The sequence below is a fragment of the Mesorhizobium cantuariense genome (genome assembly GCF_042647205.1).
Taxonomy (GTDB): Bacteria; Pseudomonadota; Alphaproteobacteria; order Rhizobiales; family Rhizobiaceae; genus Mesorhizobium; species Mesorhizobium cantuariense.
In genome coordinates this window covers 2,869,366-2,894,607 of the sequence record NZ_JBHRVD010000001.1, presented here as the reverse complement: position 1 = coordinate 2,894,607, position 25,242 = coordinate 2,869,366, and the positions used below count along the sequence as shown (strand labels likewise).

General features: G+C 62.2%; 25 protein-coding genes and 1 pseudogene. 12 read left to right on the top strand and 14 right to left on the bottom strand.

Going from position 1 to position 25,242, the window contains the following annotated elements:
• Positions 1-3: 3 nt before the first annotated feature.
• Positions 4-645, top strand: a complete 642-nt coding sequence (locus tag ACFOJ9_RS13660; RefSeq protein WP_378979347.1) for a Pr6Pr family membrane protein — start codon at positions 4-6, stop codon at positions 643-645.
• 3 nt (positions 646-648) lie between these two features.
• Here ACFOJ9_RS13660 and ACFOJ9_RS13655 read toward each other — a convergent pair whose 3' ends face one another.
• Complete coding sequence (locus ACFOJ9_RS13655) at positions 649-900, bottom strand: DUF1127 domain-containing protein (RefSeq protein WP_378979346.1); 252 nt, start codon at positions 898-900, stop codon at positions 649-651.
• Between the two features lie 93 nt (positions 901-993).
• Here ACFOJ9_RS13655 and ACFOJ9_RS13650 point away from each other — a divergent pair, with 93 nt between their 5' ends.
• On the top strand, positions 994-2,412 hold the full coding sequence (locus ACFOJ9_RS13650; RefSeq protein WP_378979345.1) for an aminotransferase-like domain-containing protein: 1,419 nt from the start codon (positions 994-996) through the stop codon (positions 2,410-2,412).
• A gap of 72 nt (positions 2,413-2,484) precedes the next feature.
• Here the strand turns inward: ACFOJ9_RS13650 and ACFOJ9_RS13645 are convergent, their stop codons facing one another.
• Positions 2,485-2,649 carry a hypothetical protein gene (locus ACFOJ9_RS13645; protein WP_168991916.1) on the bottom strand — a complete coding sequence of 55 codons (165 nt, stop codon included), beginning with the start codon at positions 2,647-2,649 and terminating at the stop codon, positions 2,485-2,487.
• A gap of 184 nt (positions 2,650-2,833) precedes the next feature.
• On the opposite strand from ACFOJ9_RS13645, the gene purL reads away from it, so the two are divergent.
• From purL to ACFOJ9_RS13630, 3 genes are all read left to right on the top strand, one after another.
• Entirely contained in the window at positions 2,834-5,065 is a 2,232-nt protein-coding gene (gene purL, locus ACFOJ9_RS13640; RefSeq protein ID WP_378979344.1) for a phosphoribosylformylglycinamidine synthase subunit PurL, read from the top strand.
• Entirely contained in the window at positions 5,062-5,574 is a 513-nt protein-coding gene (locus ACFOJ9_RS13635; protein WP_378979343.1) for a hypothetical protein, read from the top strand. Before purL ends, ACFOJ9_RS13635 begins: the two co-directional genes overlap by 4 nt.
• 134 nt (positions 5,575-5,708) lie before the next feature.
• Positions 5,709-5,942, top strand: a complete 234-nt coding sequence (locus ACFOJ9_RS13630; RefSeq protein ID WP_010909092.1) for a BolA/IbaG family iron-sulfur metabolism protein — start codon at positions 5,709-5,711, stop codon at positions 5,940-5,942.
• A 19-nt stretch (positions 5,943-5,961) separates the two neighbouring features.
• On the opposite strand, the gene ACFOJ9_RS13625 is transcribed toward ACFOJ9_RS13630, so the two are convergent.
• The 3 genes from ACFOJ9_RS13625 to ACFOJ9_RS13615 form a co-directional block, all read right to left on the bottom strand.
• Positions 5,962-7,161 carry a ZIP family metal transporter gene (locus ACFOJ9_RS13625; RefSeq protein ID WP_378979342.1) on the bottom strand — a complete coding sequence of 400 codons (1,200 nt, stop codon included), beginning with the start codon at positions 7,159-7,161 and terminating at the stop codon, positions 5,962-5,964.
• The gene (locus ACFOJ9_RS13620) at positions 7,158-8,288 is read right to left on the bottom strand and encodes a multicopper oxidase domain-containing protein (protein ID WP_378979341.1); all 1,131 of its coding nucleotides are present in this window, start codon (positions 8,286-8,288) and stop codon (positions 7,158-7,160) included. Before ACFOJ9_RS13620 ends, ACFOJ9_RS13625 begins: the two co-directional genes overlap by 4 nt.
• Before the next feature lie 85 nt (positions 8,289-8,373).
• Positions 8,374-8,832 (bottom strand): phosphodiester glycosidase family protein, encoded by a 459-nt coding sequence (locus ACFOJ9_RS13615; RefSeq protein WP_378979340.1) that lies wholly within the window; start codon positions 8,830-8,832, stop codon positions 8,374-8,376.
• Between the two features lie 161 nt (positions 8,833-8,993).
• On the opposite strand from ACFOJ9_RS13615, the gene grxD reads away from it, so the two are divergent.
• Positions 8,994-9,329, top strand: coding sequence for a Grx4 family monothiol glutaredoxin (grxD, locus tag ACFOJ9_RS13610; RefSeq protein WP_111542518.1), 336 nt, complete (start codon positions 8,994-8,996; stop codon positions 9,327-9,329).
• Positions 9,330-9,502: 173 nt separating this feature from the next.
• Positions 9,503-10,771, top strand: coding sequence for a multidrug effflux MFS transporter (locus ACFOJ9_RS13605; protein WP_378979339.1), 1,269 nt, complete (start codon positions 9,503-9,505; stop codon positions 10,769-10,771).
• A gap of 59 nt (positions 10,772-10,830) precedes the next feature.
• On the opposite strand, the gene ACFOJ9_RS13600 is transcribed toward ACFOJ9_RS13605, so the two are convergent.
• The 4 genes and pseudogenes from ACFOJ9_RS13600 to rpsD all read right to left on the bottom strand — a co-directional run bounded on the left by ACFOJ9_RS13600 (position 10,831) and on the right by rpsD (position 13,761).
• The gene (locus ACFOJ9_RS13600; RefSeq protein ID WP_378979338.1) at positions 10,831-11,238 is read right to left on the bottom strand and encodes a hypothetical protein; all 408 of its coding nucleotides are present in this window, start codon (positions 11,236-11,238) and stop codon (positions 10,831-10,833) included.
• A gap of 61 nt (positions 11,239-11,299) precedes the next feature.
• Positions 11,300-12,114, bottom strand: a pseudogene (locus tag ACFOJ9_RS13595) (inositol monophosphatase family protein).
• Positions 12,104-12,997 (bottom strand): tRNA 2-thiocytidine(32) synthetase TtcA, encoded by an 894-nt coding sequence (ttcA, locus tag ACFOJ9_RS13590; RefSeq protein ID WP_378979337.1) that lies wholly within the window; start codon positions 12,995-12,997, stop codon positions 12,104-12,106. The pseudogene ACFOJ9_RS13595 and the gene ttcA overlap by 11 nt, the downstream one beginning before the upstream one ends.
• Before the next feature lie 146 nt (positions 12,998-13,143).
• Positions 13,144-13,761 (bottom strand): 30S ribosomal protein S4, encoded by a 618-nt coding sequence (gene rpsD / locus ACFOJ9_RS13585; RefSeq protein ID WP_023759539.1) that lies wholly within the window; start codon positions 13,759-13,761, stop codon positions 13,144-13,146.
• Positions 13,762-14,137: 376 nt separating this feature from the next.
• Here rpsD and ACFOJ9_RS13580 point away from each other — a divergent pair, with 376 nt between their 5' ends.
• Positions 14,138-14,347, top strand: coding sequence for a hypothetical protein (locus ACFOJ9_RS13580; protein ID WP_378979336.1), 210 nt, complete (start codon positions 14,138-14,140; stop codon positions 14,345-14,347).
• A gap of 124 nt (positions 14,348-14,471) precedes the next feature.
• Here the strand turns inward: ACFOJ9_RS13580 and ACFOJ9_RS13575 are convergent, their stop codons facing one another.
• From ACFOJ9_RS13575 to ACFOJ9_RS13565, 3 genes are read right to left on the bottom strand one after another with little or no spacing between them, the layout of a single operon-like run.
• On the bottom strand, positions 14,472-14,660 hold the full coding sequence (locus ACFOJ9_RS13575; RefSeq protein ID WP_292189293.1) for a DUF3008 family protein: 189 nt from the start codon (positions 14,658-14,660) through the stop codon (positions 14,472-14,474).
• 59 nt (positions 14,661-14,719) lie between these two features.
• Positions 14,720-15,508, bottom strand: coding sequence for a glutamate racemase (gene murI / locus ACFOJ9_RS13570; RefSeq protein ID WP_378979335.1), 789 nt, complete (start codon positions 15,506-15,508; stop codon positions 14,720-14,722).
• The gene (locus tag ACFOJ9_RS13565; RefSeq protein ID WP_378979334.1) at positions 15,501-16,415 is read right to left on the bottom strand and encodes an RNA methyltransferase; all 915 of its coding nucleotides are present in this window, start codon (positions 16,413-16,415) and stop codon (positions 15,501-15,503) included. The genes murI and ACFOJ9_RS13565 overlap by 8 nt, the downstream gene beginning before the upstream one ends.
• 583 nt (positions 16,416-16,998) lie before the next feature.
• Here ACFOJ9_RS13565 and ACFOJ9_RS13560 point away from each other — a divergent pair.
• The 4 genes from ACFOJ9_RS13560 (at position 16,999) to ACFOJ9_RS13545 (ending at position 21,469) form a co-directional block, all read left to right on the top strand.
• Positions 16,999-17,976, top strand: coding sequence for a right-handed parallel beta-helix repeat-containing protein (locus ACFOJ9_RS13560; protein WP_378979333.1), 978 nt, complete (start codon positions 16,999-17,001; stop codon positions 17,974-17,976).
• Positions 17,977-18,419: 443 nt separating this feature from the next.
• The gene (locus ACFOJ9_RS13555) at positions 18,420-19,397 is read left to right on the top strand and encodes a right-handed parallel beta-helix repeat-containing protein (RefSeq protein ID WP_378979332.1); all 978 of its coding nucleotides are present in this window, start codon (positions 18,420-18,422) and stop codon (positions 19,395-19,397) included.
• Positions 19,398-19,618: 221 nt separating this feature from the next.
• Positions 19,619-20,830 carry an NADP-dependent isocitrate dehydrogenase gene (locus tag ACFOJ9_RS13550; protein ID WP_378979331.1) on the top strand — a complete coding sequence of 404 codons (1,212 nt, stop codon included), beginning with the start codon at positions 19,619-19,621 and terminating at the stop codon, positions 20,828-20,830.
• Between the two features lie 12 nt (positions 20,831-20,842).
• Positions 20,843-21,469 carry a glutathione S-transferase family protein gene (locus ACFOJ9_RS13545; protein WP_378979330.1) on the top strand — a complete coding sequence of 209 codons (627 nt, stop codon included), beginning with the start codon at positions 20,843-20,845 and terminating at the stop codon, positions 21,467-21,469.
• A 17-nt stretch (positions 21,470-21,486) separates the two neighbouring features.
• Here ACFOJ9_RS13545 and ACFOJ9_RS13540 read toward each other — a convergent pair whose 3' ends face one another.
• Both ACFOJ9_RS13540 and alaS read right to left on the bottom strand, forming a co-directional pair.
• Positions 21,487-22,266 carry a PhzF family phenazine biosynthesis protein gene (locus tag ACFOJ9_RS13540; RefSeq protein ID WP_378979329.1) on the bottom strand — a complete coding sequence of 260 codons (780 nt, stop codon included), beginning with the start codon at positions 22,264-22,266 and terminating at the stop codon, positions 21,487-21,489.
• 78 nt (positions 22,267-22,344) lie between these two features.
• Positions 22,345-25,014: an alanine--tRNA ligase gene (gene alaS / locus ACFOJ9_RS13535; protein ID WP_378979328.1), complete on the bottom strand. Its 2,670-nt coding sequence runs from the start codon at positions 25,012-25,014 to the stop codon at positions 22,345-22,347.
• Positions 25,015-25,242 lie beyond the last annotated feature (228 nt).

The window sequence follows — 25,242 nt, the reverse complement described above, 5'->3', positions numbered from 1 at the left end:
ACCATGGGCCGCTTTCTGCAGATAGCGGGGCTGGTCATCGGTCTGGCCGGGCTTGTGCTGCAGTTCTGCATCAGCATTCCGGCGTCGATGGAAGCTGGCCGCAGCCTGCTCGGCTCGATCATTTTCGTTCTCAGCTTCTTCACCATCCTGACCAACATCGGCGTGGTGCTGGTCCACACCTCGCTGCTGTCGTCGACCGGCTATGCGTGGCTGCCGGCCTTCGCCGGGCCACGGATGCGGGCCGGCGTTGCCGCTTCGATCGCGCTGGTTTTTATCATCTATGCCACGGTCCTGGCACAGCTTTGGCAGCCGCAGGGACTGTTCCTGCTCTGCGACGTCCTGCTGCACTATGTGACGCCGGTGCTGTTCGTACTGTGGTGGCTGATATCAGGCGCCGACGGCCGGACGCGCTGGAGCGACATTTCCTGGTGGATGCTCTATCCCGTCGCCTATCTGATCTATGCGATGGCGCGAGCACCGCTTGCCGGCGAGGTGCCCTACCCCTTCCTGGACGTCGCCAAGAATGGCGCGATCAGCGTCGCCATCTCGGCGGCGGCCATCACCGGACTTTTTCTCGTGCTGTGCGTGGTCGCCGTCCTTGCGGACCATGCTATTGCACGCAGCAGGGCATCGAGCGTCCGTTAGCTTTCAGTCCCAGAAAGGCCTGATGCCCTCGCGGTGGGCATTGCAGCGCGAGACGCCGATATCCTTGAGCTGATCATCGGTCATTTCCAGCAGCGCCAGCCGGCTGCGGCGGCGCTCCAACAGATGGTCGATCCATCTCGCCAGCGACTTGACCACGTGCACCAGACGGCTGACAAAGCCGCTCCGGCCCGATGGACGTGTCGATTGGCCTGATAACTCGGCTCTCGAATGACGGATTGTCGCGATTGTATTCATTTTCTTTCTACCAGAATTCCAAATTGTACCCTTTTTGGCACGCTCCTGATATGTATTGACTCATATAAGGGTGCAATATACAAAATTGTCACCATGACAAATTGGCTTCCCGATCTCACTGCCGGCTCCGGCCCGCTGTATCAGCGCCTGGCGGATTCCATCGAAACGGACATCGATCGGGGCGTGATCGACGCCGGCGCAAAACTGCCGCCGCAACGCGACCTCGCCTACGACATCGGCACCACCGTCGGCACGGTCGGCCGGGCCTATCAATTGCTGCGCGAGCGCGGGCTGGTGAGCGGCGAAGTCGGGCGTGGAACCTATGTGCTCGGCCAGCGCGCCGATGGCGCGAAACCGGACTTGCTGGCTCCGGACGTCAGCGCGGAAGGCACTCGCCATATCGATGCGCCCAGGGGCAAACTGCGTTTCGACAGCACCGCAGCACCTGATATCGGCCAGGGCGACATTGTCGCCGGTGTCCTGTCGCGCACCGCACAGGACCATCCGCATGAGATTTCAAGCTACACGCGGGATTTCCCCGACCGCTGGTACGAAGCCGGCGCCCGCTGGCTGTCACGCAATTCGTTTCGACCAGCCGCTGACGCCATTGTCCCCACGCTCGGCACCCATGCCGCGGTGATGGCGGCGATCGCGGCACTCACCACCCCTGGCGATTACGTTGCCTTCGAGCACCTCACCTATTCGCAGATTTCGCGCAGCGCCGGCCTTATCGGCCGGCGCACCGCGCTGGTGGCGTCGGACAACGAAGGCATCGATCCCCAGGATTTCGAGCGCGTCTGCGCGCAAAAACATCCGAAGATGATCTTCCTGATGCCGACGGCGCAGAATCCCACGCTGGTGACCTTGTCGGCGGCGCGCCGCGAGGCGATCGCGCGTGTCGCACGCGAATACAATGTCATCCTCATCGAGGACGATCTCTATGGTCATCTGACCGATGATCCGACGCCGTTGCTGGCCGAATATGCCCCCGAACGCACCATTGTCGCAGGCGGCCTGTCGAAGTCGGTCGCGGCCGGTGTGCGCGGCGGCTGGCTTTCCTGCCCGCCCGCCTACCGCCATCGCATCCGCGTCGCCCACAAGATGATGACCGGCGGCATGCCCTTCCTGCTGGCGGAGGTGAATACAAGGCTGGTTTTGTCTGGTCAGGCGGATGAGATACGCAAGCGCAGTATCGCCGAAATCAACGCCCGCATCGCCATCGTGCGCGAGACTTTGGCCGGCTTCGCGTTCAAGTCACATGACAGGGTGCCCTTTGTCTGGCTGACCCTGCCCGACCCCTGGCTTTCCGGCACCTTCAAGAACGCCTGCCTTGAGCATGGCGTGCTGATCGACGATGAGGACGAGTTCAAGGCCGGACGTTCCGAGCAGGTTTTCCATGGCGTCCGCTTCGGCGTTTCACAGCCAAGACAGCGCAAGGACATCGCCGAAGGCGTTGCGGTGATCCGGCGACTTCTCGATGAAGGCCGCGCCGGCTACGACAGCTTCTCCTGAGCCAGCTCGCGACTGACAGGCCCAAGCGTTGGTTTGGCGCAGAGCAGCCCCTATAAAAACCTGGCTCTCAGATCAGCCCTCTGCCTTGAAGTTCTTGGCTTCCTTCTCGGCCTTGTCTTTCCCGTGCTTCTCAGCCAGTTCTTTGGCTTGCCCAGGCGAAACGTCGGTGGTCTCCGCGATATGCATAGCCTCCTTGTCCGAGAGCCGATTGTCTTTCTTGCCTTGCTTGGTGGCCATGGTCCAAATCTCCTGATTGGTTGCAGACCTAACGGCCGGGATGTCATCCCGTTCCCAATGGCGGTACAGAAGCCCTTCCTTGTAGCTTTCCGTTGTTTTTCAGCATCCGATGGGGTGTATTGGCTCCCAAGCTTGCGATAAGACGGGACTCAACTCCCAACGCCCCGGATACAAATCGCCGCCCATGACCATTTCCAATTCCGTGCCGATCACCCCCGAGCTCATTGCCTCACACGGGCTGAAGCCCGACGAGTATCAGCGTATTCTCGACCTTGTCGGGCGCGAGCCGAGCTTTACCGAGCTCGGCATTTTTTCGGCGATGTGGAATGAGCACTGCTCCTACAAATCCTCGAAGAAATGGCTGCGCACGCTGCCGACCACCGGGCCGCAGGTCATCCAGGGTCCAGGCGAGAATGCCGGCGTGGTCGACATTGGCGACGGCGACTGCGTGGTCTTCAAGATGGAGAGCCACAACCACCCCTCCTACATCGAGCCCTACCAGGGTGCGGCGACCGGCGTCGGCGGCATCCTGCGCGACGTCTTCACCATGGGCGCGCGGCCGATCGCGGCAATGAATGCGCTGCGATTTGGTGCGCCCGATCATCCCAAGACCAGGCACCTCGTTTCAGGCGTGGTTTCCGGCGTCGGCGGCTATGGCAACGCCTTCGGCGTGCCGACGGTCGGCGGCGAGGTGAATTTCGACGCCCGCTACAATGGCAACATCCTGGTCAACGCTTTTGCAGCGGGGATTGCCAAGACCGACGCGATCTTCCTGTCGGAAGCCAAGGGCGTCGGCCTGCCGGTCGTCTATCTCGGCGCCAAGACCGGCCGCGACGGCGTCGGCGGCGCCACCATGGCCTCGGCCGAATTCGACGACAAGATCGACGAGAAGCGCCCGACGGTCCAGGTCGGCGACCCCTTCACCGAAAAGTGCTTGCTGGAAGCCTGCCTCGAACTGATGGCCTCGGGCGCCGTCATCGCCATCCAGGACATGGGTGCGGCCGGCCTCACCTGCTCGGCGGTCGAGATGGGCGCCAAGGGCGACCTCGGCATCGAACTCGATCTCGACAAGGTGCCGGTGCGCGAAGAGCGCATGAGCGCCTACGAAATGATGCTGTCGGAAAGCCAGGAACGCATGCTGATGGTGCTGCGCCCGGAAAAGGAAAAGGAAGCCGAGGCGATCTTCCACAAATGGGGGCTCGACTTCGCCATCGTCGGCAAGACCACCGACGATCTGCGCTTCCGCGTGCTGCACCAGGGCGACGAGGTTGCCAACCTGCCGATCAAGGATCTTGGCGACAAGGCGCCCGAATATGACCGGCCGTGGGTCGAGCCGAAGAAGCCGGCGCCGCTGGCCGCCGATGATGTTCCGCAGGCCGATGTTGCCGACGCGCTGCTGAAGCTGCTCGGCGGCCCCGATCTGTCCTCGCGCCGCTGGGTCTGGGAGCAGTATGACACGCTGATCCAGGGCAATTCGCTGCAACTTCCCGGCGGCGATGCCGGTGTGGTCCGGGTCGAAGGCCATGCCACCAAGGCGCTCGCCTTCTCCTCCGACGTGACGCCGCGCTATTGCGAGGCCGACCCCTACGAAGGCGGCAAGCAGGCGGTAGCCGAATGCTGGCGCAATTTGACCGCCACCGGCGCCTTGCCGCTGGCCGCCACCGACAACCTCAATTTCGGCAATCCGGAACGGCCCGAGATCATGGGTCAGCTGGTTGGCGCGGTGAAAGGCATCGGCGATGCCTGCCGCGCGCTTGGCTTCCCGATCGTCTCGGGCAATGTCTCGCTCTACAACGAAACCAACGGCCAGGGCATTCTGCCGACCCCGGCCATCGGCGGCGTCGGCCTGATCGCCGACTGGTCGAAGATGGTGCGGACCGGCTTTGCGGCGCAAGGCCAGATGATCCTGCTGGTCGGCGCGCCCGCGTCCTGGGGAACCCATCTTGGCCAGTCGGTCTATTTCAGAGACATCCACGGCCGCACGGATGGCCCGCCGCCGCCGGTCGATCTAGACCATGAAAAACGCGTCGGCGACCATGTGCGCGCTCTCATCGCATCCGGCATCGTCACGGCGGCGCATGACGTTTCCGATGGTGGCATCGCCGTGGCTTTGGCCGAAATGGCGATGGCGTCCGGCATCGGCGCGACCGTTCCCGGGCTTGTCGGCACCGATCCGATCCCGGTCTGGTTCGGTGAGGATCAGGGCCGTTATCTGCTGACGCTGTCGATCGACCCGCACGGCGATGAATGGGACGCCATTCGCAAGCAGCAGAGCGAACTAGGCATTTTCGCGCCGTGGATCGGCTCGACCGGCGGCAGCGCGCTGAAGCTTGGCGAGGCGCGGGCAATCCCGGTCAGCGAATTGACCGGGGCTCACGAAGGTTGGTTCCCCCGCTTCATGGATCAGGCCAGTTGACCACACTGGCTGCCCGAGCACTGCTTGCAGTCGTTTTCTGGCCGTCGCTGTTCTTCTTCTGGTTCCTCGGGCCGTTCGTCTTTTTCCTGCTGTCGACGACCTCAAGCGAGGTTTGCGCCCAGCTGGAAACGCGCGCGCAGTTTCTTGCAGCGGCCAATGGCGCCGTCCCGATGCTCGTCGCGCAAAACCTCATCTACGCGGTCCCGATCATCTGCCTGGTGCTCTGGGGCCGCCTTTTCCCGGATCCGGAACGGGCAAGGCACATCGTCACCTGCATTAAGCTTTTCGCCGCTGCGGTCATCATAGGGGCGCTGTGGGAATACGGTTCGTCGCTTGTCTGCGACGGCTACGGACAACCGTTCTTCTCGCCGGTCTGGCAAATGACGAGTTATCTCCCCATTGTCAGCCTCGTGCTCAACGCGCCGCTCTATGTGCTGGCCTTCAGCCTTGGCCGCGCTTTCTCGACCCGCGAGGACGCTGTAGAGGATGAAGCTAGCCCACCGGCCTAGGTCTTCCCCGAGGTTTCCGGACCGTCTGGCCCTTGGCGGGACAGAACGGCTTCAATCCGAACCGGAAAGGCTTTAGGCTCGCCCGACTCTCATCTTATGGCCGGCTACCCGGCCGCTCGAAACAGGATTTTGCAATGGCAATGGATGCCCACGACATCGAAAAACTAATCAAGGACGGCATTCCGGACGCCAAGGTGACGATTCGCGATCTCGCCGGTGACGGCGACCATTATGCGGCCGAGGTGGTGGCCGAGAGCTTCCGGGGAAAAAGCCGCGTGCAGCAGCACCAGATGGTCTACGACGCGCTGAAGGGCAATATGGGCGGCGTATTGCACGCACTGGCGCTGCAGACCAGCGTTCCCGACTGAACCTCAAGACCGGCGCTGTTCAGATTTTGACCAGCATCGCCGTGAGGTACATGAAGCCAACTCCGGCTGCCAAACCAGCCATTGCGCTCGGTGCAAACAATGCGCGTGTGCCGTCTCCCCGCTGGCGAAACTGCATCGAAACAAGCTCGACGATCACCTGCAGGATTGCCCCTGCGCCGACAGCCAGCGCCAGCGCCGACCATTGCGGGGCGTAGGCGAGGCTGCCTATCCACAGGCCGACGACGGCGGGCCCGCCCGCGAGCAGCGTCAGTCCGGCGAAAGTCCGCAATGACGGGCGCTGCTTCAGGATCGGGGCAGCGATGCCGATGCCCTCGGTAATGTTGTGCAATGTAAAGCCGAGCACGAGGAAGGTACCCAGCCCCGCCGCGCCCGAGGCGAAGGCGGCGCCGATCGCCAGCCCTTCGCCGAGATTGTGCAGGCCGATGCCGAGCGCGATGAAGGTGGCGAGCGCCAGACTGGTCGGCGTCCCGCTCCGCCGGCCTGCAGCCATCAGCAGGAGGAAACTGGCGGCGGCGGCAAGCACAACCATCGTTGGACCCTGGAACAGGGCTGCGGCTTGCCCGGCCAGTTCGAAAGCATCCTCCAGGGCGTCGACGAAAAGGAAGGCGAGCAGCCCAACGGTCAGCGACAGAAGAAAGTCCATGCCGTCCCTTCCGACACCGCGGAGCGCGGGATAGAACATAAGGCCGATCGCCACCGGCAGGATGCCGACGAAGGCGCCAAGCACCGCCTGCGCGGCGAAGCTCAGCGAATCGCGTGTCGGCGTGGGCACGGCTACGGCAATCTCGTGCCCGAACGTCGTCCCGGTGCTGGTTACGACGTTGATCGCATGCGCCTCCCCCACCACCCAGGGATATGGCAGGCTGATCCACGCCGTGGCGCCGCGCGCGATCGGGCCCGGCGGATCCTGGGTGAACTGCCAGTAAGCATCGTCGACCTGGACCTGCGCAACGGTCATCGCTTCCGATCCGCCGCCCCGGACAAGGACCCGGATGCCGTCGGCCCCCAGGATCGTCCGCTCGAAGGTGAGGTTCTCGACCGGCGGCGCGCCATTGCGGAAGCTCGACAGCGGATCCGAGGAGGCCAGCCAGGCGATCGCCAGCCCGAGCACGGCGAGCGGCAGCGCGATCCAGAACAGATAGGTCCACCTTGGGCGGTCGGCACGTGTGTCGGCAAGGGGCTGGCTCAGATCGCTCACGACACGGCCTCCACGACGTCGAACATTCCGGACCAGCCGAGTTCGGTAAATTCCGACTGATGGGGATGGAACATATAGAGGCCCGGTTCGTGGTCCCGGAAATGGAACTCGAGGATGCCGCGCTCGGCCTGGCATTGGGTGATCAGGTCCACGGTCTTGAGCGTGGGAGTGAGCGTCGTGCCCTGATTGTAGTAGTCGAAGAAATTGGCATGCAGGTGGAAGGAATTGATCGGATCGAACTCGACGACATTGACGAGATAGATACGGACGGGCTTGTCCTTCAGCACCCGGATCGGCTTTTTCGCATAGGCGTGGGCGACCGTGTTGACGGCGTAGACCTCGTTCTCGTTGTCGAAGTTGGTGTCGAAGGCATTCATCACCATGACGAACTCCTGCCAGCCGGCATTCTCCGGCGTGCCGAGCAGGCGCGATCGGGCGACCGCTTCGTGCTCCGGATGCCGGGCCGGATCGGGGTCAATAACGAAGGCGCCGTACATGCCCTTCTGGATGTGCCGCTTCAGTGGCAGGGCGTGGCAGTGATACAGGTGACAGCCGAACGGCCTCGCATCGAACTCGTAGACGAACTCCTCGCCCGGGCCGATCAGGCCGGCGCCCGGAACACCGTCCATGCGTGCGGCATGGATACCGTGAAAATGCATCGAATGCGGATGCGAGCCTTGGTTGCGGAAGACGATCCTCAGCCGCTCGCCTTCGGTCGCACGCAGCGTCGGTCCTGGCACACGGCCATTGTAGGTCCAGGCCGGGAACATGATGCCGGGCGCGATCTCGATCTCCTTGTCCTCGGCCGTGACCTCGAAGGTACGAAGCGTCCGCCCTTCCGGCAGCATTGACACCGTTCCGGTGTACCAGTCGCTCAGCAGCTTCGACGGATCGAAGCCGTTGCGTGCGTCGTCTACCTCGCCAACCGTGATCATGGCGCCATGGGCTGAGAGATGCGCCGGCGGCCTTTCAGCGGCAGCAACCGCCGGCATCTCGTGACCGGCGTGGCTTGTCTGACCGCGGGCGGCATTCGCCGCAACCACGGTGCCGCCGGCAGCCGCAAGGCCACCGGCCAGAAGCAGCCTTCGATCGAACTTTCGCTCCAGCCAGAGTTTCCCCTCGCCCATGCCAGCATCCTCCATGCAAATCAGACTTGCGCTCACAATAGCGCAAGCTTCAAGAGTTAGCTACAGCTATATTTCGGCTTTGTCGTCACCCGGCAGCAGGCGTCTTCGCCGACACCGCGATGATCGTCCTCGCCGGATAGTTACCGCCGACGAGCATCCTCTGGCCATTCGACAGTGCCGAAACCGCCCCGTCGAGGAACAGCGCATTGGGATAATTGAGTGCGTCGCGGAACGGGCACGCGAAGCTGCCGAGACTGACCTGCGACCGCGAGATCGCCAGCACGACGATGTCGCCATCACGCACACCGACTCCGTTGCGGGTGTAGCGCGAGGTGCCGCTTTTCTCGAAGCGAGGATGGGATTGTCCGTCGATCACCGGCATCGGGCCGGACTGGTTGGCGAATGCCACATCCGGCCTGGCGGCGGCGTAGGCGTTCTTTTCCATGATGCTGGGCGGGCGCTGCGGCTGCCTGAACCACCAGATCACGGCCGCTGCCGCGAGCAGAATGCCTACAAGGACCGCCGCACCATACCGCCTTTTCATCGCGCCCCGGGGCGAGGAAGCCCACCTGTTTGGCCCAATATCAGGCGATCCTTTGCGCCATTTCCGCGGCGGCGGCGCAAACATCTTGTTTCGGGCAACCTATGGGTTTATTTGATGGCTATGTTTCCAGCCTGACTCCCACAGGCGTGAAAGGATCGTCCATGAGCGGTATCAACGACTACATCGACAACGAAGTGAAGGGCAACGACGTCGTCCTTTTCATGAAGGGCACGCCCGGTTTTCCGCAATGCGGATTTTCCGGCCAGGTCGTCCAGATCCTCGACTATATCGGCGCCGACTACAAAGGCGTGGATGTGCTGACCTCTGCTGAACTGCGCCAAGGCATCAAGGAATATTCCAACTGGCCGACGATTCCGCAGCTCTACGTCAAGGGTGAATTCGTCGGCGGTTGCGACATCATCCGTGAAATGTTCCAGGCAGGCGAACTGCAGACGTTCCTCGTCGAAAAGGGCGTCAGCGTCAAAGGCGCCGCCTGATTTCTGTTTTTCTGCATGTCGTCCTTTCAAAACTGCCGCACAGTTTTGGGCGACATGCACTAAGGCGCCAGGGCAGCCCCACCTCGGCAATCTTTATGTCCTGAACTCAGGACCCAAGACGAGCCAATGCGCCGGCCCGCCGGCGCATTTTCGTTTGAAAGATCGGACTTGCCGTGGACCAGCCAAAATCAGCGCCGCAACCGGCAAGCAAACTGCCCATTCCACGCTGGGAGTTCATCGCGCTGTGCGCCGCGCTGATGGCGCTGAACTCGCTGGCCATCGACATCATGCTGCCGGCTCTGCAGCAGATCGGCGCCTCGCTCGGCGTCGAAAACGAAAATCACCGGCAGTACGTCATAACGGCCTACATCCTGGGCTTCGGCGGCGGCCAGCTGTTCTTCGGGCCGATCTCGGATCGCTTCGGACGTCGTGCACCGCTGGTCGCCGGACTGGTGATCTATGTCGCCGCGGCCGCGGCGGCCGCCATTGCACCAAGCTTTGAAACACTTCTGCTGTGCCGGGCCGTGCAAGGCATCGGTGCGGCCGCCACCCGCGTCATCGCCGTCTCGATCGTGCGCGATACATTCGACGGGCGGCGCATGGCCGAGGTGATGTCGCTGATCTTCATGGTGTTCATGGCGATACCAGTCATTGCTCCCGGCATCGGCCAGTTCATCATGCTGTTTGCGACTTGGCATTGGATCTTCGTCACCATGGCCGTCGGTGCGCTCATTGTCTCGGCCTGGTCGCTGCTGCGCCTGCCTGAAACATTGCATCCCGAACATCGCCGGCCGCTGACCGTCAACTCCATTGTCGGCGGGTTTCGCATCGTGCTCACCAACCGCATTGCGATCTGCTATGCCTTCGCCAGCACCTTCATTTTCGGCGCCATGTTCGGCTTCATCGCCTCGGCGCAGCAGATCTATGTCGACATCTTCAACGTCGGCGAGATGTTCCCGGTCATCTTCGCCGGGGTTGCGGGCGTACTTGCCTTCTCCAACTTCCTGAACTCGCGCCTTGTCGGCCGTATCGGCATGCGCCGCTTGTCGCAGAGCGCGCTGCTGCTGTTCCTGGTCATCAGCCTTGCCTGGCTGGTCGTCTCGCTGGAAATGAAGATGCCGCTCTGGCTGTTCATCACCTTCTTTGCCAGCGCCATGCTTCCGTTCGGTGCGCTCGGCGCGAATTTCAACGCCTTGGCCATGGAGCCGCTCGGCCAACTGGCGGGCACGGCGTCGTCCATCCTGGGTTTCATGCAGACGTTTCTCGGCGGCATTCTCGGCACGCTGATCGGTCAGGCTTTCAACGGCACGGTGACGCCGCTGGCCGCCGGCTTCTGCAGCGTCTCGGTCGCAGCGCTGCTGATGATCTTCATCGCCGAGCGCGGCAAGATGTTCCAGCCGCAGAACCCGCCCGTTCTAGGGCACATCACCGACTTGCACTGAATTGGTGTTTTTGCGCATGTCGCTCTTCCAAAACCGGGGCCACTTTTGGGCGACCTGCATCAGGACGCGCCTTCAAGAGCCGCGGTGAAGCGAGGGGCAAGCATACGCCCCGCGATTGCTCCTCCCATGCTGTCCGAAAAGGGCAATGGCAGAGCGTCATCGAGTGCCCTGAGGATAGAAGCCACGAACGCCCGGCTGAGCTGGGCATCGGTCCCCAGGTCGGAATACGTGGCGCGAGGCTTGCCAATCAGTGTACCGTTGCGGCGAAGCGAGAACCGCAGCGTCAGGGACATGCCCGCGGTTCCGGGCGGCGGCTTCCAACAAGCATAGATAGCGTCCGACATCTCCTTTATCGTGTCGACAGGATCTGGACTGCGACAGCTGCGCTCTTGCGATCTTGCTTCGTGGGAGCCGGCAAACAAGGCGGCAGCAAGAGCCGCCGCGACAATTGCGAACCGAGGTTTCATCGAGAGCCTCCGGATTTGCGTCAGATTGCATAGCTCTTTCAGCTGGCCGCAGGAATTGATCCTATTGCGCCCAGAGCTCGCGGTGCAATTCGTGCCAGCTTTCCCGATCGGGCGCGACAAGCAGGCCGCCGCCGAGATGCGAGGGCAGATAGGCGCTGCCGTCGAAGCGCGCGGCATGGCCTCCGGCCTCGGCATGGATCAGCACGCCGGCCAGATGGTCCCACGGCATCAGCTTGTTGTAGACGACGAAGTGGGCATGGCCGCTCGCCAACAGGCGATATTCGTGCGCCGCGCAGCGATAGGCGAATTGCGACAGGATCTTCGTCTGGTTGCGCGCCAGCCGCGACCGCTCCGGCTCGGGCATATATTGCCAGGAGACCGAGCCGGTCATTTCCGTGATCGGCGCGGGTGCCGCGACATGCACCCTCTCGATGCTGCCATGCGCATGCCGGATATGGCTGCCGGCGCCCTTGGCGCCGATCAGCCAGTCCTTGCCGACCGGATCGTGGATGATGCCGGCGACGGTCTCGCCCTTGACCACGACCGCCAGCATGACGCCGAACAAGGGCACACCGGAGGCGAAGTTGAACGTGCCGTCCACCGGGTCGATGACGAAAGCCAGATCGGCATCGCCCAACCCATTTAACAGCGCTGGATTGTCGGAACAGGCCTCCTCGCCGAGGGGTAGCGCTCGCGCAGCCACGCGGTGATGAGCCGTTCGGCATTGACGTCGGCTTCGGTCACCAGGTCGGCGGCCGAGGTCTTCTGCCGGATGTCGCCCTCGCCCAGCCGGCGAAAGCGTGGCATGATCTCGGCAAGTGCCGCCTCGGCCAGAATGCCGGCCAGCCAGTCGATCGCGGCGTCGTCAAATGTCATCGGAAATGTCTTGCCTTGCGCTGAGGGTCTCGTTGAGCGCCGCGAAATCGAACAGTTTTCTGTCAAGCAGATGCGATGGCCTGCTGTTCGACAGCGCGCGCAGCATCGTGTCCTTGCGGCCGGGCATGCGCTTTTCCAGGTCCTCGAGCATCGCCTTCATGGCGTTGCGCTGGAGACCTTCCTGGCTGCCGCAGAGATCGCAGGGAATGATCGGGAATTGCATCGCGGCAGCGAATCTTTCCAGATCGACCTCGGCGCAGTAGCTCAGCGGCCGCAGCACCATGACGTCGCCGTCGTCGTTGAGCAGCTTTGGCGGCATGGCGGCGAGACGACCGCCATGGAACAAGTTCATGAAGAAGGTTTCGAGAATGTCCTCGCGATGGTGGCCGAGCACCAGCGCCGAGCACCCCTCCTCGCGCGCAATGCGGTAGAGATGGCCGCGCCTGAGACGCGAGCAGAGCGAGCAATAGGTGCTGCCCTGCGGCAGCTTGTCGGTGACGACGGAATAGGTGTCCTGATATTCGATGCGATGCGGTATGGCGTATCTGTCGAGATAGTCGGGCAGGATGTGCTTTGGAAAGTTCGGCTGACCCTGGTCGAGATTGCAGGCCAGCAGATCGACCGGCAGCAGCCCGCGCCATTTGAGGTCGAGCAGCACGGCGAGCAGGCCATAGGAATCCTTGCCGCCCGACAGTGCAACCAGCCAGCGCTGGCCGGGCTTCACCATCGAGAAGTCCTCGATCGCCTGTCGGGTCAGCCGCAGCAGCCGCTTGCGCAATTTGTTGAACTCGACCGAGGACGGCACATCGGCAAACAGCGGATGAAAGCCGCCCTCGATGTCGCTGGCTGGTTCAAGCGATTCGGCGTCTGGCAGCATGTTCATGGCGTCAGTTCCAAAATCCGGGAGCAACGACTGTCCGGCGCTTCGTTGCGCCTGGAATTAGCGGACCTGGCAGACAAAGAAAAGGCAGACAAAGAAAAGGCCGCCTCGACGGGCGGCCTTTGCATAGTATCGCAGAACGCGCTCGTTTAGCGCGAATAGAATTCGACGACCAGGTTCGGTTCCATCTGTACGGCGAACGGAACGTCCGCCAGGCCGGGGATGCGCGAGAAGGTCGCGACCATCTTGTTGTGATCGGCTTCGATGTAATCCGGCACGTCGCGTTCGGCCAAGCCGACCGCTTCGAGAACGATGACCAGCTGCTTCGACTTTTCGCGCACTTCGACGACATCGCCCGGCTTGCAGCGATACGAGCCGATGTTGACGCGCTTGCCGTTGACGTTGACGTGGCCGTGGTTGACGAACTGACGGGCGGCGAAAATGGTCGGCACGAACTTGGCGCGGTAGACGACCGCGTCGAGACGCGACTCGAGCAGGCCGATCAGGTTCTCCGAGGTGTCGCCCTTGCGGCGGTCGGCCTCTTCATAGACCTTGCGGAACTGCTTTTCCGAAACGTCGCCATAGTGACCCTTCAGCTTCTGCTTGGCGCGCAGCTGCAGGCCGAAATCGGAAAGCTTGCCCTTGCGGCGCTGACCATGCTGGCCGGGGCCGTATTCACGCTTGTTGACCGGGGACTTCGGGCGGCCCCAGATGTTTTCGCCGAGACGGCGGTCGATCTTGTACTTCGCGGATTCGCGCTTGCTCATCGCATTCCCTTTTCAAAACAATACACCCGGAACCTCATGGTCCGGGTGAAGGAAACGCGCCCTCCTCTGGCCTCCGTTTTCGAGACCTGACAGGGTTTTCCCACGCAACGCGGCGGAAAACCCACGGGACACGTCAGTTCAAACAAGATAGTAGAATTGAGTTTCCACGCATCTTGCGCACATAAAGAAAACCACCGGGCATTGCGGCCCGGTGTTGGCGCGCTGATTAAACGGAGATTTAACCGGTGTCAAGCTTGTGGCTGGCGTCGGCCATGGCGACGATATAGCGTCTTTGGGTTGAAGACAGTGCTGGATGTGGCGGGAGGTTGCGCCAACGGCATTAGGAAGGGACTGGAGCAGAGGAGCCACAATTCGCATGAAGAAGTTCTTTCTTACCCTGACGGGAGCCGCGGTGTTGGCGGGATCCATGGCGGTCATGACGCCGGAGCCGGCAATGGCGCGGCATTGGCATGGCCACCGGCACCACGAGGTCTGCCGCATCGTGGTCAAGAAGAAGGTTGTCTGGCGGCACGGCCACAAGAAGGTCATCCGCTACAAGGTCAAGCGCTGCTGGGGGCGCTGGTAAGCTCCGGTTCGGTCTCAGGCGGCCAACATAATCATTCAAAGCCCGCGGTTTCGGCCGCGGGCTTTTTGATTCCGGTTCGTGTTCTCGTGGACGATCTGATTTATCCGCTGCGAAGCGCAGAACCCTAGTGTTTCGATTTCTTCTCCGGCAGCCCCTTGCGCTTCGTCTCTGCGAATTCCTCGAGCTGCTTTTCGCTCATCGATTCGTACATTCCCTTGGAAGCGCCTTGGAGTTCGCTCTTCTTCGTCTCGCCGCGCTTGGCCGACAAGGCTGCGCCGGCGGCCTTCTGCTGGGCTTTCGAGGTGGCTGGCATGGCAGTTTCTCCCTTCATTGCCTGGGAGAAAACGCAACGAGCCAGCCAATGTTCCGGATTCAGGCGACCGTCAGGCCAAAGCCCTGCATCAGCCTACCGGTGGCGAAATCCACCTTGCCGGAGGTAAAGACGGCAATGTCAGGCTCGCCCACCGGCAGCGGCCCGTCGACCGGCGCAAGCAGCGACATGGCGCGGCGGGCGATCGCTTCGGCCGGGTCGATCCAGTCGACCGGCCAGGGTGCGGTCTTGCGCATGCGATTGGCCAGGAACGGATAATGCGTGCAGCCGAGTACGACGATATCGGTGCGGGCGCCGTCCTTCTCGACGAAACATGGCGCGATCTCCTCGCGCACGATCTCCTCGTCGACGAACCCCTCGCGCATGTAAATCTCGGCCAGCGGCGCCAGCCGGTCCGAGCCGACCAGCCGTACGTGGCATTTCTGCGCCCATTTGCTGATCAGGTCGCGCGTGTATTGACGCTTGACGGTGCCGGGCGTCGCCAGAACCGAGACGAGCCCGGAGCGCGTGCGTTCCGCCGCCGGCTTGATCGCCGGCACCGTGCCGACAAAGGGATGACCGGGGAATTTATCGCGCAACGCGTCGATCACCAGCGTCGACGCGGTGTTGCAGGGGATGACCGAAATCTCGGGCCGGAATTTTTCCAGCAGCGCGCCGAACAGGCCAAGGATATGGGCGTTGAGGGCCGGTTCCTCCCAGGCGCCATAGGGGAAGGCGGCGTCATCGGCGACATAGACAAAGCGGCGGTCGGGCATCAGCACGCGCGCCTCACGCAGCACGGTGAGCCCGCCAATGCCCGAATCGAACATCAGGATCGGCCGCTCAGTCATTGTCCGTTCCTTTTCCGCCGAGCGGCGGTATGTCATCGTCCTTGCCGGTGTCGGCCAGGCGATTGCCTTCCGCCTTGCGGGCACGCGCGGCAGCCGCGGGCAAGCGCCTTGGATCGTCGCCCGGAGAACCGTCGCCGCGCGGCATCGCCGGCGAAAACCTGTCGAGCGACGAGATGATACCGCGCAGCACCTTGAGCTCCGGTTCGGCAAAGCCGGCGCGCGTCAGCACCGCGCGCAGATTGTCGACCATTTTCGGCTTCTTGGGTGCCGGGCGGAAATAGCCGCGCGCTTCCAAGGCGCCTTCGAGATAGGCGAAGAAGCCGTGCAACTCTTCCTTGCTTGCCGGCTTCATGTCCGGACCGGAAAAATTGGTTTTGGTCTCGTCTTCCAGGCCGGACTTCATCCATTCGTAGGACATCAGAAGCGCGGCCTGGGCAATGTTGAGCGAGGAGAAATCGGGATCGACCGGGAAGGTCACGATCTCATCGGCAAGACCGACCTCGTCATTGTAGAGACCGAAGCGCTCGCGGCCGAACAGGATGCCGGTGCGCTGGCCCATTGCGTGACGCGCCCGCAGCACCCTGCCCGCTTCCACCGGGCCGCGCACGGATTTGAAGCCATCGCGCTGCCTGGCCGTGGTCGCGAAGACAAAGTTCAGGTCGGCAAGCGCCGAGGCCAGATCGTCGAAGACAGTGACGGCGTCGATGACATGATCGGCGCGGCTGGCTGCCGCGCGTGCCTTCTCGCTCGGCCAACCGTCACGCGGATTGACCAGGCGCAGCTCGACCAAGCCGAAATTGGCCATGGCGCGAGCGACCATGCCGATGTTCTCGCCGAGCTGCGGCTCGACGAGGATGATCGCCGGGCCGGCGGTCATGAGACCGCGCTGAAAGTCCGTTCCTGCCATGTGTTCCAGATGATTGCGCTACGAAGACTCCGCGTCCTGCCATATCGATACGGCTTTTTGAAGAGCGGGAGGCCGCTTGGCCGACAAATACCCTTATGTCACCCTTGGTACGCGCGAAGAATCCAGATGTCTTCACCGGCGGGCTCGCGCAAATGGCCGCGCATGTACAAGCAGAGGCGCCGCACGCTCCGCCCCCTCAAAAGATTGGTGGAATGCGGCATCGCACCCGTACCTTTAACGACAAGACATCCGTCTTTATTACTGCCTAGTAACTCGACCATGGCGCCCCAAACCGCCGACAAATGTCCCAACTGTCCCAACTGTCGGCTTTGACGATATTTCCCGCCGTAGAAATCATCTACGATCCGAATGCATATTTATTTACGATGACGCATCGCGTCACTGGAAAATCAAATTAGAAAGCGGTAATATCCAAGCCGCTTGGGGTTCAATGTATATCGACGAATGGTATCTGGAAGGCGGAGTGTGTCTTGCACACTCCCGTCATTTATTTTTGCCCCAAGCGTTTCAATACGGGTTTCAACGGCCGACGCAGGCGTTGGCCAAACTCTAGGAGGGGCAAATGAAAGTGGTACGGTTTTTCCTTTCACTCGCTGTGTTGCTTGTGGCGTCAGTCTTCCTGATTGCACCGGCTTCCGCGCAAGCGACACGGACGTGGGTTTCCGGTGTTGGTGACGACGCCGATCCGTGCAGTCGAACGGCACCTTGCAAGACGTTTGCCGGTGCCATCTCGAAGACGGCGACGGCCGGCGAGATCAACTGTCTCGACCCGGGTGGCTTTGGCGCGGTCACCATCACCAAATCCATCACCATCGACTGCAAAACGACGGAGGGTGGCGTGCTTTCGTCCCTCACGACTGGCGTCGTCGTCAACACGCCTGCCGGCTCCGTAGTGCATCTTCGCGGCCTCGACATAGACGGCGCGGGCAATGGGATCGACGGCGTGCGCATGATTGGTCAAGGTCAACTGCATATCGAGGATTGCAACATAGAGAGAGTTACCAGCAACGGCGTCGAATTTGCCGCCAACGGAAACAGCGAACTTTACATAAGCAACACGCGGATAGCCGAGGCAACCGCTGGAGGTGTTCTCATCAAATCGTCCGTGGCCGCTGGAATTAATGCCATCCTTTCGAAGGTGGAAATTACCAATAGCGGCAATGGCATTCTTGTTGACGGCACTGGCAACACCCTTGCCATGAACATGACACTGACCAACAGCCTGGTCAGCGGCAACACCGGCAACGGGGTGGCGATCAAATCCATCGCCGCGGCATCGCCGGTGCGCGCGACGATTGTCGGCACCACGATCAGCGCCAATGCCGGCGTCGGCGTCAACGCCAACGGTGCTGCTGCCAGCGGCAACGGAAGCGCCATCGCCTTTCTTGGCGGATCGGCCGTGTTCGGCAACGTCACCGGAGCCAGCAATACCGGCAGCGGCGCCGTCCAGTCGTTCAAGAACAACATGATCTCCGGCAACGTAACCGACGGCACGCCGATCACGGCATTCCCGGGTCCCGGCGGTACGCCGCTGCAATAAGCGCCTGCCGCCTCCGCGGCAGCATGAAACAAAGGCGGTGCCGGCAGCCTCTCAAGAGGTGGTGCCGGCATCGCCTTTTTTGCGCTTGCCATAGCAACCGCCTGCGTCTTCCGTGGTCGCCAGTTCGTATCGCTCGACCATGGCGCCCCAAACCGCCGACAAATGTCCCAACTGTCCCAACTGTCGGCTTTGACGATATTTCCCGCCGTAGAAATCATCTACGATCCGAATGCATATTTATTTACGATGACGCATCGCGTCACTGGAAAATCAAATTAGAAAGCGGTAATATCAAAGCCGCTTGGGGTTCAATGTATATCGACGAATGGTATCTGGAAGGCGGAGTGTGTCTTGCACACTCCCGTCATTTATTTTTGCCCCAAGCGTTTCAATACGGGTTTCAACGGCCGACGCAGGCGTTGGCCAAACTCTAGGAGGGGCAAATGAAAGTGGTACGGTTTTTCCTTTCACTCGCTGTGTTGCTTGTGGCGTCAGTCTTCCTGATTGCACCGGCTTCCGCGCAAGCGACACGGACGTGGGTTTCCGGTGTTGGTGACGACGCCAATCCGTGCAGCCGAACGGCACCTTGCAAGACGTTTGCCGGTGCCATCTCGAAGACGGCGACGGCCGGCGAGATCAACTGTCTCGACCCGGGTGGCTTTGGCGCGGTCACCATCACCAAATCCATCACCATCGACTGCAAGAACACTGAAGGGGGCGTGCTTTCGTCCCTCGTGAACGGCATCATCATCAACACGCTTGCCGGCTCCGTAGTGCATCTTCGCGGCCTCGACATAGACGGTGTGGGCAATGGGATCGACGGCGTGCGCATGATTGGTCAAGGTCAACTGCATATCGAGGATTGCAACATAGAGAGAGTTACCAGCAACGGCGTCGAATTTGCCGCCAACGGAAACAGCGAACTTTACATAAGCAACACGCGGATAGCCGAGGCAACCGCTGGAGGTGTTCTCATCAAATCGTCCGTGGCCGCTGGAATTAATGCCATCCTTTCGAAGGTGGAAATTACCAATAGCGGCAATGGCATTCTTGTTGACGGCACTGGCAACACCCTTGCCATGAACATGACACTGACCAACAGCCTGGTCAGCGGCAACACCGGCAACGGGGTGGCGATCAAATCCATCGCCGCGGCATCGCCGGTGCGCGCGACGATTGTCGGCACCACGATCAGCGCCAATGCCGGCGTCGGCGTCAACGCCAACGGTGCTGCTGCCAGCGGCAACGGAAGCGCCATCGCCTTTCTTGGCGGATCGGCCGTGTTCGGCAACGTCACCGGAGCCAGCAATACCGGCAGCGGCGCCGTCCAGTCGTTCAAGAACAACATGATCTCCGGCAACGTAACCGACGGCACGCCGATCACGGCATTCCCGGGTCCCGGCGGTACGCCGCTGCAATAAGCGCCTGCCGCCTCCGCGGCAGCATGAAACAAAGGCGGTGCCGGCAGCCTCTCAAGAGGTGGTGCCGGCATCGCCTTTTTTGTTCCCGCTTGCTACAGCAGCAACCTGCGTCTGCGCAGCAGCCGGTTTGCACCGTTCGGATCGCTTTGCTATAGGCGAGGTCCCCATTCCCGGCGGGGCCGGCCCGCAATCAATCAACTTTCGAACGAGGCATTCTTTCCATGGCGAAGATCAAGGTGGCGAACCCGGTCGTCGAACTCGACGGCGACGAGATGACCCGCATCATCTGGCAGTTCATCAAGGACAAGCTGATCCACCCTTATCTCGACCTCAAGCTCGAATATTACGACCTCGGCATCGAGCATCGTGACGCCACCAACGACCAGGTGACCATCGATTCGGCCAACGCCATCAAGAAATACGGCGTCGGCGTGAAATGCGCGACGATCACTCCCGACGAGCAGCGCGTCGAGGAGTTCAAGCTGAAGAAGATGTGGAAGTCGCCGAACGGCACCATCCGCAACATCCTCGGCGGCACGATCTTCCGCGAGCCGATCATCATGAAGAACGTGCCGCGCCTGGTGCCCGGCTGGACCAAGCCGATCATCGTCGGCCGTCATGCCTTTGGCGATCAGTACCGCGCCACTGATTTCCGCTTCCCCGGCAAGGGCAAGCTGACGATCAAGTTCGTCGGCGAGGACGGCAAGGTGATCGAGCATGATGTCTACGACGCGCCGGGCGCCGGTGTCGCCATGGCCATGTACAATCTCGACGACTCGATCCGCGAATTTGCCCGCGCCTCGCTCAACTACGGCCTGCTGCGCAATTATCCGGTCTATCTGTCGACCAAGAACACCATCCTCAAGGCCTATGACGGCCGCTTCAAGGACATCTTCCAGGAGGTCTACGAGGCTGAATTCGAGGCCGAGTTCAAGTCGAAGAAGCTTTGGTACGAGCACCGCCTGATCGACGACATGGTGGCCTCCAGCCTGAAATGGTCGGGCGGCTATGTCTGGGCCTGCAAGAACTATGATGGCGACGTGCAGTCCGACACGGTGGCGCAGGGTTTTGGGTCGCTCGGCCTGATGACTTCGGTGCTGATGACGCCGGACGGCAAGACGGTGGAAGCAGAAGCCGCGCACGGCACAGTCACGCGTCACTATCGCCAGCACCAGAAGGGCGAGGAGACCTCGACCAATTCGATCGCCTCGATCTTCGCCTGGACGCGCGGCCTCGCCCACCGCGCCAAGCTCGACGACAATGCCGAGTTGAAGCGCTTTTCCGAAACGCTGGAAAAGGTCTGCATCCAGACCGTCGAGTCCGGCTTCATGACCAAGGACCTGTCGCTCCTGATCGGCCCCGACCAGCCCTGGCTCTCGACCACCGGTTTCCTCGACAAGATCGACGAGAACCTGCAGAAGGCGATGGCCTGACCGGCAATCGGCATGGGCAAGCCCATCGTCTACGGGGCGAACTACAGCGTCTACGTGCGCATCGTCCGCCTCGTGCTCGCGGAAAAAGGCATCGACTACGCGCTTGTGCCGGTCGATGTCTTTGCCGCCGAGGGCATTCCCGCCTGGTATTTCGAGCACCATCCGTTCGGCCGCATCCCGGCCTTCGAGCATGACGGATTTCGGCTCTTCGAGACGAGCGCGATTGCTCGCTATGTCGACGAGGCGTTCGACGGGCCGAGCCTTCAGCCGACGGAGTCTCGCGACCGCGCAAGAATGAACCAGATCATCGGCATGCTCGATGCCTACGCCTACAGATCGATGGTCTGGGATGTCGCCGTCGAGCGGCTGGAGAAGGAGGCACCCGACGAACTCCTGATCGCCAGCGGGCTTTCACAGGCGAGCAAAGCGCTTCAGACACTCTCCAGGCTGAAAGCGCCGGGGCCGTGGTTGCTGGGCGATCAGCTGACACTGGCCGATTTGCACGCAGCGCCGATCATCGGTTATTTCGTCAAGGTCGCTGAGGGGCAAAGCCTGTTGGCCGAATTTCCTGAAATCCAGGCCTGGTGGGGCCGGATTTCAGCGCGCGCCAGCTTTGCCGCGAGCGCTCCGGCGGCCTGATCGGCCTGCGCCAACCTTCATTCAGGAAGGTAGATTTCCGCCTTCATGAAGGTCTTGGCGCGGCCCAGGATCAGCACGCGATCTCCGGCCAGGTCACACAAAAGGTGCCCGCCGCGCGGCGAGCACTGGAACGCCGACAGACGGGTTTTGCCGAGTTTTTCAGCCCAGAACGGTACCAGCGTCGCATGGATGGAGCCGGTCACCGGGTCCTCGGGGATGCCGGCTCCGGGAACGAAATAACGGGAGACGAAATCATGCGTTTGCCCGCGCGCGGTGATGACCAGGCCGAGTGGATGGAAGGCGCCGATCCTGAGCAGATCGGGAACGAAAGACCGCACGGACGCCTCGTCGGCAAGCTCGACGAACAGGTTCTCGAAATTACGAAAGCCCACAACCGGATGCCGGGACAAAATCTCCCGCAGCGCCAGCATGGTCTCGCCATCGACAGGCTGCGGCGGAAAACAGGGCAGATCGAGCTGATAGGCACCTTGCCGCTGTGAGACCCGTAGCTCGCCCACCCGTGTAGCAAAGGCCATGTCATCAGCCACATTGTGCTCAGAGGCCAACACATGAGCGGTCGCCAGCGTGGCGCGGCCACAGAAGTCAACTTCATGAACCGGCGTGAACCAACGCAGATCCCAGCCTTTGCCGTTGCGCCGCGCAAAGGCGGTTTCGGCAAGATTGTTCTCGTTTGCGATGGCCTGCATGACATCGTCCGCCAGCCAGTCCTGCAAGATAAGGACGGCGGCGGGGTTGCCCTGAAAGGCGCGCTCGGCAAAAGCGTCGACCTGATACATGGTCAGCGTGGGCACGGCATCCTCCAGATGTCAGCCAGGCAGCCGGCTGTCGGCCGGCCACGCGTCGCGGATGCTGGTTTAGGCGGCCTCGCCGATTGCAGCCCTTACCGCCGCAATCGCATCGGCGGCCTTGGAAGCGTCCGGGCCACCGGCCTGGGCCATATCGGGCCGGCCGCCGCCGCCCTGCCCGCCCAATGCGGCGGAGGCGACGCGCACCAGATCGACGGCGCTGAAGCGGCCGACGAGGTCGTCAGTGACGGCGACCACGACGCTGGCCTTGTTGTCTTCCCCCGAGCCGACGAAGACGACGACGCCGGAACCGAGCGAGGTCTTGCCGGCGTCGGCCAGCGGCTTCAAATCCTTCGGCGAGACACCGGAGACCGCCTTGCCGAGGAAGCCGACGCCCGCCACGGTCTCGTTCTCCGACGGCGCACCCGCCCCTGCACCGCCGCCCAGCGCCAGCTTCTTGCGCGCTTCGGTCAGTTCCTTTTCGAGCTTCTTGCGCTCATCGAGCAGCGCCTCGACGCGCGCCGGCACGTCGGCTGGCGAAATCTTCAGCACGGCTGCCGCCGCCTTCAACCGCCTGTCCTGCTCGTCGAGATGTTTGCGCGCCGCCTCGCCGGTCAGCGCCTCGATGCGCCGCACGCCTGCGGCGACCGCGCTGTCCGACACGACACGCACAAGACCGATGTCGCCGGTCGCCCTGACATGGGTGCCGCCGCAGAGCTCGACCGAATAGGGCCGGTTGGCCTTGGCGCCATGCACGCCGGTGCCCATCGACACGACGCGCACTTCATCGCCATACTTCTCGCCAAACAGCGCCATGGCGCCTTCGGCAATGGCATCGTCGACCGACATCAGGCGCGTGGACACCGGGCTGTTCTGGACGACGATTTCGTTGGCCATGCGCTCGACCTCTTCGAGATCCTCTGGCGAAATGGGCTTGTTGTGCGAGATGTCGAAGCGCAGGCGCTCAGGCGCCACCAGCGAGCCCTTCTGCGCGACATGGCCGCCCAGCACCTCGCGCAGCGCCTCATGGATCAGGTGCGTCGCGGAATGGTTCGCACGCAGCCTGGAGCGGCGCGCATGATCGACCTTCAGCTCGACGGCTGCGCCCGTCTTGACGATGCCGCTGGCCACCCTGCCGATATGGACGAAAAGCCCATCGGCCCTCTTCTGCGTATCGGTGACCTCGATCGAGAAGCCTTCGCCTGAAATAACGCCGGTGTCGCCCATCTGGCCGCCGGACTCGGCATAGAACGGCGTCTGGTTGACGACGATCGCCACCGCGTCGCCCTTGCCGGCGCTGTCGACGGTCTTGCCGTCACGGACAAGCGCCTGGATGATGCCTTCGGCCTGCTCGGTCTCGTAGCCGAGGAATTCGGTGGCGCCCGCCTTCTCGCGCACCGGGAACCACACCGTCTCGGTCGCGGCCTCCCCGGAGCCCGTCCAATGCTTGCGCGCCTCAGCCTTCTGCTGCTCCATGGCATTGGTGAACCCGGCAAGGTCGACCGAGATGCTGCGCTGGCGCAGCGCGTCCTGTGTCAGGTCGAGCGGGAAGCCGTAGGTGTCGTAGAGCTTGAAGGCCGTTTCGCCGTCCAGCATGTCGCCGGCACCAAGCTTTTCCGTCGCCTCGGAGAGCAGGCCGAGGCCGCGCACCAGCGTCTTGCGAAACCTGGTCTCCTCGAGCTTCAGCGTCTCGGTGATCAACTGTTCGCCGCGCAGCAGTTCCGGATAGGCCTGGCCCATTTCGCGCACCAGCGCCGGCACCAGCTTCCACATAAGCGGCTCGCTGGCACCGAGCAACTGCGCATGACGCATGGCGCGGCGCATGATGCGGCGCAGGACATAGCCCCGGCCTTCGTTCGAGGGCAGCACGCCGTCGGCCACCAGGAAGGAGGACGAGCGCAGATGATCGGCGATGACGCGGAAGGACGCGACCGTCTCCTTATCGGGACCATGTCCGATAGCGGACGCCGCCGCGTCAATCAGATGACGGAACAGATCGGTCTCGAAGACGCTCTCCACTCCTTGCAGGATGGACGCCATGCGCTCCAGGCCCAGGCCGGTATCGATCGACGGGCGCGGCAGGTCGATGCGCTCCTCCTTCGTCACCTGTTCATACTGCATGAACACCAGGTTCCAGAATTCGAGGAAACGGTCGCCGTCCTCTTCCGGGCTGCCGGGAGGTCCGCCCCAGATGTGTTCGCCGCGGTCAATGAAGATCTCCGAGCACGGTCCGCACGGTCCGGTGTCGCCCATCGCCCAGAAATTGTCCGATGTCGCGATGCGAATGATGCGGTCGTCCGAAAACCCGGCGATCTTCTTCCAGAAGCCGGCCGCCTCGTCGTCCGTGTGATAGACGGTGACCAGCAGCTTGTCCTTGTTCAGCCCGAATTCCTTCGTGATCAGGTTCCAGGCAAGCTCGATGGCGCGCTCCTTGAAGTAGTCGCCAAAGGAGAAATTGCCGAGCATCTCGAAGAAGGTCAGATGGCGCGCGGTGTAGCCGACATTGTCGAGATCGTTGTGCTTGCCGCCGGCGCGAACGCTCTTCTGGGCGGTCGAGGCGCGCGAATAGGGCCGCTTCTCCAGACCGGTGAAGACGTTCTTGAACTGCACCATGCCGGCGTTGGTGAACATCAGCGTCGGATCGTTGCGCGGCACCAGCGGGCTCGACGCGACGATCTCGTGACCCTCCTTGCGGAAGTAGTCGAGAAACGTCGACCGGATTTCGTTCACGCCACTCATGAATGCTGCCTTTTCGGAAGGGCCGCCGGCAAACCGGCGGAAATGGGCTCTGCGTTTTAGAAGATAGGACTTGGCCTTTTAGCCGCCGCGCTTCACCCTGTCCAGAAACACGGAATTGGTCCAATCCGCGGCCTTTGCCGGCTGTTCGAACCGGCCTGGATTCGCCGCCGAAACGCAAAAACCGCCGGCGCTAGGCCGGCGGTTTCAAAACGCAATAACGCGGAACTC

What these genes read in the sequence shown, in the direction of transcription:
- ACFOJ9_RS13660 (WP_378979347.1), top strand. Translation starts at nt 4, where the DNA reads ATGGGCCGCTTTCTGCAGATAGCGGGGCTGGTCATCGGTCTGGCCGGG.
- ACFOJ9_RS13655 (WP_378979346.1), bottom strand. Translation starts at nt 900, where the DNA reads ATGAATACAATCGCGACAATCCGTCATTCGAGAGCCGAGTTATCAGGC.
- ACFOJ9_RS13650 (WP_378979345.1), top strand. Translation starts at nt 994, where the DNA reads ATGACAAATTGGCTTCCCGATCTCACTGCCGGCTCCGGCCCGCTGTAT.
- ACFOJ9_RS13645 (WP_168991916.1), bottom strand. Translation starts at nt 2,649, where the DNA reads ATGGCCACCAAGCAAGGCAAGAAAGACAATCGGCTCTCGGACAAGGAG.
- purL (WP_378979344.1), top strand. Translation starts at nt 2,834, where the DNA reads ATGACCATTTCCAATTCCGTGCCGATCACCCCCGAGCTCATTGCCTCA.
- ACFOJ9_RS13630 (WP_010909092.1), top strand. Translation starts at nt 5,709, where the DNA reads ATGGCAATGGATGCCCACGACATCGAAAAACTAATCAAGGACGGCATT.
- ACFOJ9_RS13620 (WP_378979341.1), bottom strand. Translation starts at nt 8,288, where the DNA reads ATGGGCGAGGGGAAACTCTGGCTGGAGCGAAAGTTCGATCGAAGGCTG.
- ACFOJ9_RS13615 (WP_378979340.1), bottom strand. Translation starts at nt 8,832, where the DNA reads ATGAAAAGGCGGTATGGTGCGGCGGTCCTTGTAGGCATTCTGCTCGCG.
- grxD (WP_111542518.1), top strand. Translation starts at nt 8,994, where the DNA reads ATGAGCGGTATCAACGACTACATCGACAACGAAGTGAAGGGCAACGAC.
- ACFOJ9_RS13600 (WP_378979338.1), bottom strand. Translation starts at nt 11,238, where the DNA reads ATGAAACCTCGGTTCGCAATTGTCGCGGCGGCTCTTGCTGCCGCCTTG.
- ttcA (WP_378979337.1), bottom strand. Translation starts at nt 12,997, where the DNA reads ATGAACATGCTGCCAGACGCCGAATCGCTTGAACCAGCCAGCGACATC.
- rpsD (WP_023759539.1), bottom strand. Translation starts at nt 13,761, where the DNA reads ATGAGCAAGCGCGAATCCGCGAAGTACAAGATCGACCGCCGTCTCGGC.
- ACFOJ9_RS13580 (WP_378979336.1), top strand. Translation starts at nt 14,138, where the DNA reads ATGAAGAAGTTCTTTCTTACCCTGACGGGAGCCGCGGTGTTGGCGGGA.
- ACFOJ9_RS13575 (WP_292189293.1), bottom strand. Translation starts at nt 14,660, where the DNA reads ATGCCAGCCACCTCGAAAGCCCAGCAGAAGGCCGCCGGCGCAGCCTTG.
- murI (WP_378979335.1), bottom strand. Translation starts at nt 15,508, where the DNA reads ATGACTGAGCGGCCGATCCTGATGTTCGATTCGGGCATTGGCGGGCTC.
- ACFOJ9_RS13565 (WP_378979334.1), bottom strand. Translation starts at nt 16,415, where the DNA reads ATGGCAGGAACGGACTTTCAGCGCGGTCTCATGACCGCCGGCCCGGCG.
- ACFOJ9_RS13560 (WP_378979333.1), top strand. Translation starts at nt 16,999, where the DNA reads ATGAAAGTGGTACGGTTTTTCCTTTCACTCGCTGTGTTGCTTGTGGCG.
- ACFOJ9_RS13555 (WP_378979332.1), top strand. Translation starts at nt 18,420, where the DNA reads ATGAAAGTGGTACGGTTTTTCCTTTCACTCGCTGTGTTGCTTGTGGCG.
- ACFOJ9_RS13550 (WP_378979331.1), top strand. Translation starts at nt 19,619, where the DNA reads ATGGCGAAGATCAAGGTGGCGAACCCGGTCGTCGAACTCGACGGCGAC.
- ACFOJ9_RS13545 (WP_378979330.1), top strand. Translation starts at nt 20,843, where the DNA reads ATGGGCAAGCCCATCGTCTACGGGGCGAACTACAGCGTCTACGTGCGC.
- ACFOJ9_RS13540 (WP_378979329.1), bottom strand. Translation starts at nt 22,266, where the DNA reads ATGTATCAGGTCGACGCTTTTGCCGAGCGCGCCTTTCAGGGCAACCCC.
- alaS (WP_378979328.1), bottom strand. Translation starts at nt 25,014, where the DNA reads ATGAGTGGCGTGAACGAAATCCGGTCGACGTTTCTCGACTACTTCCGC.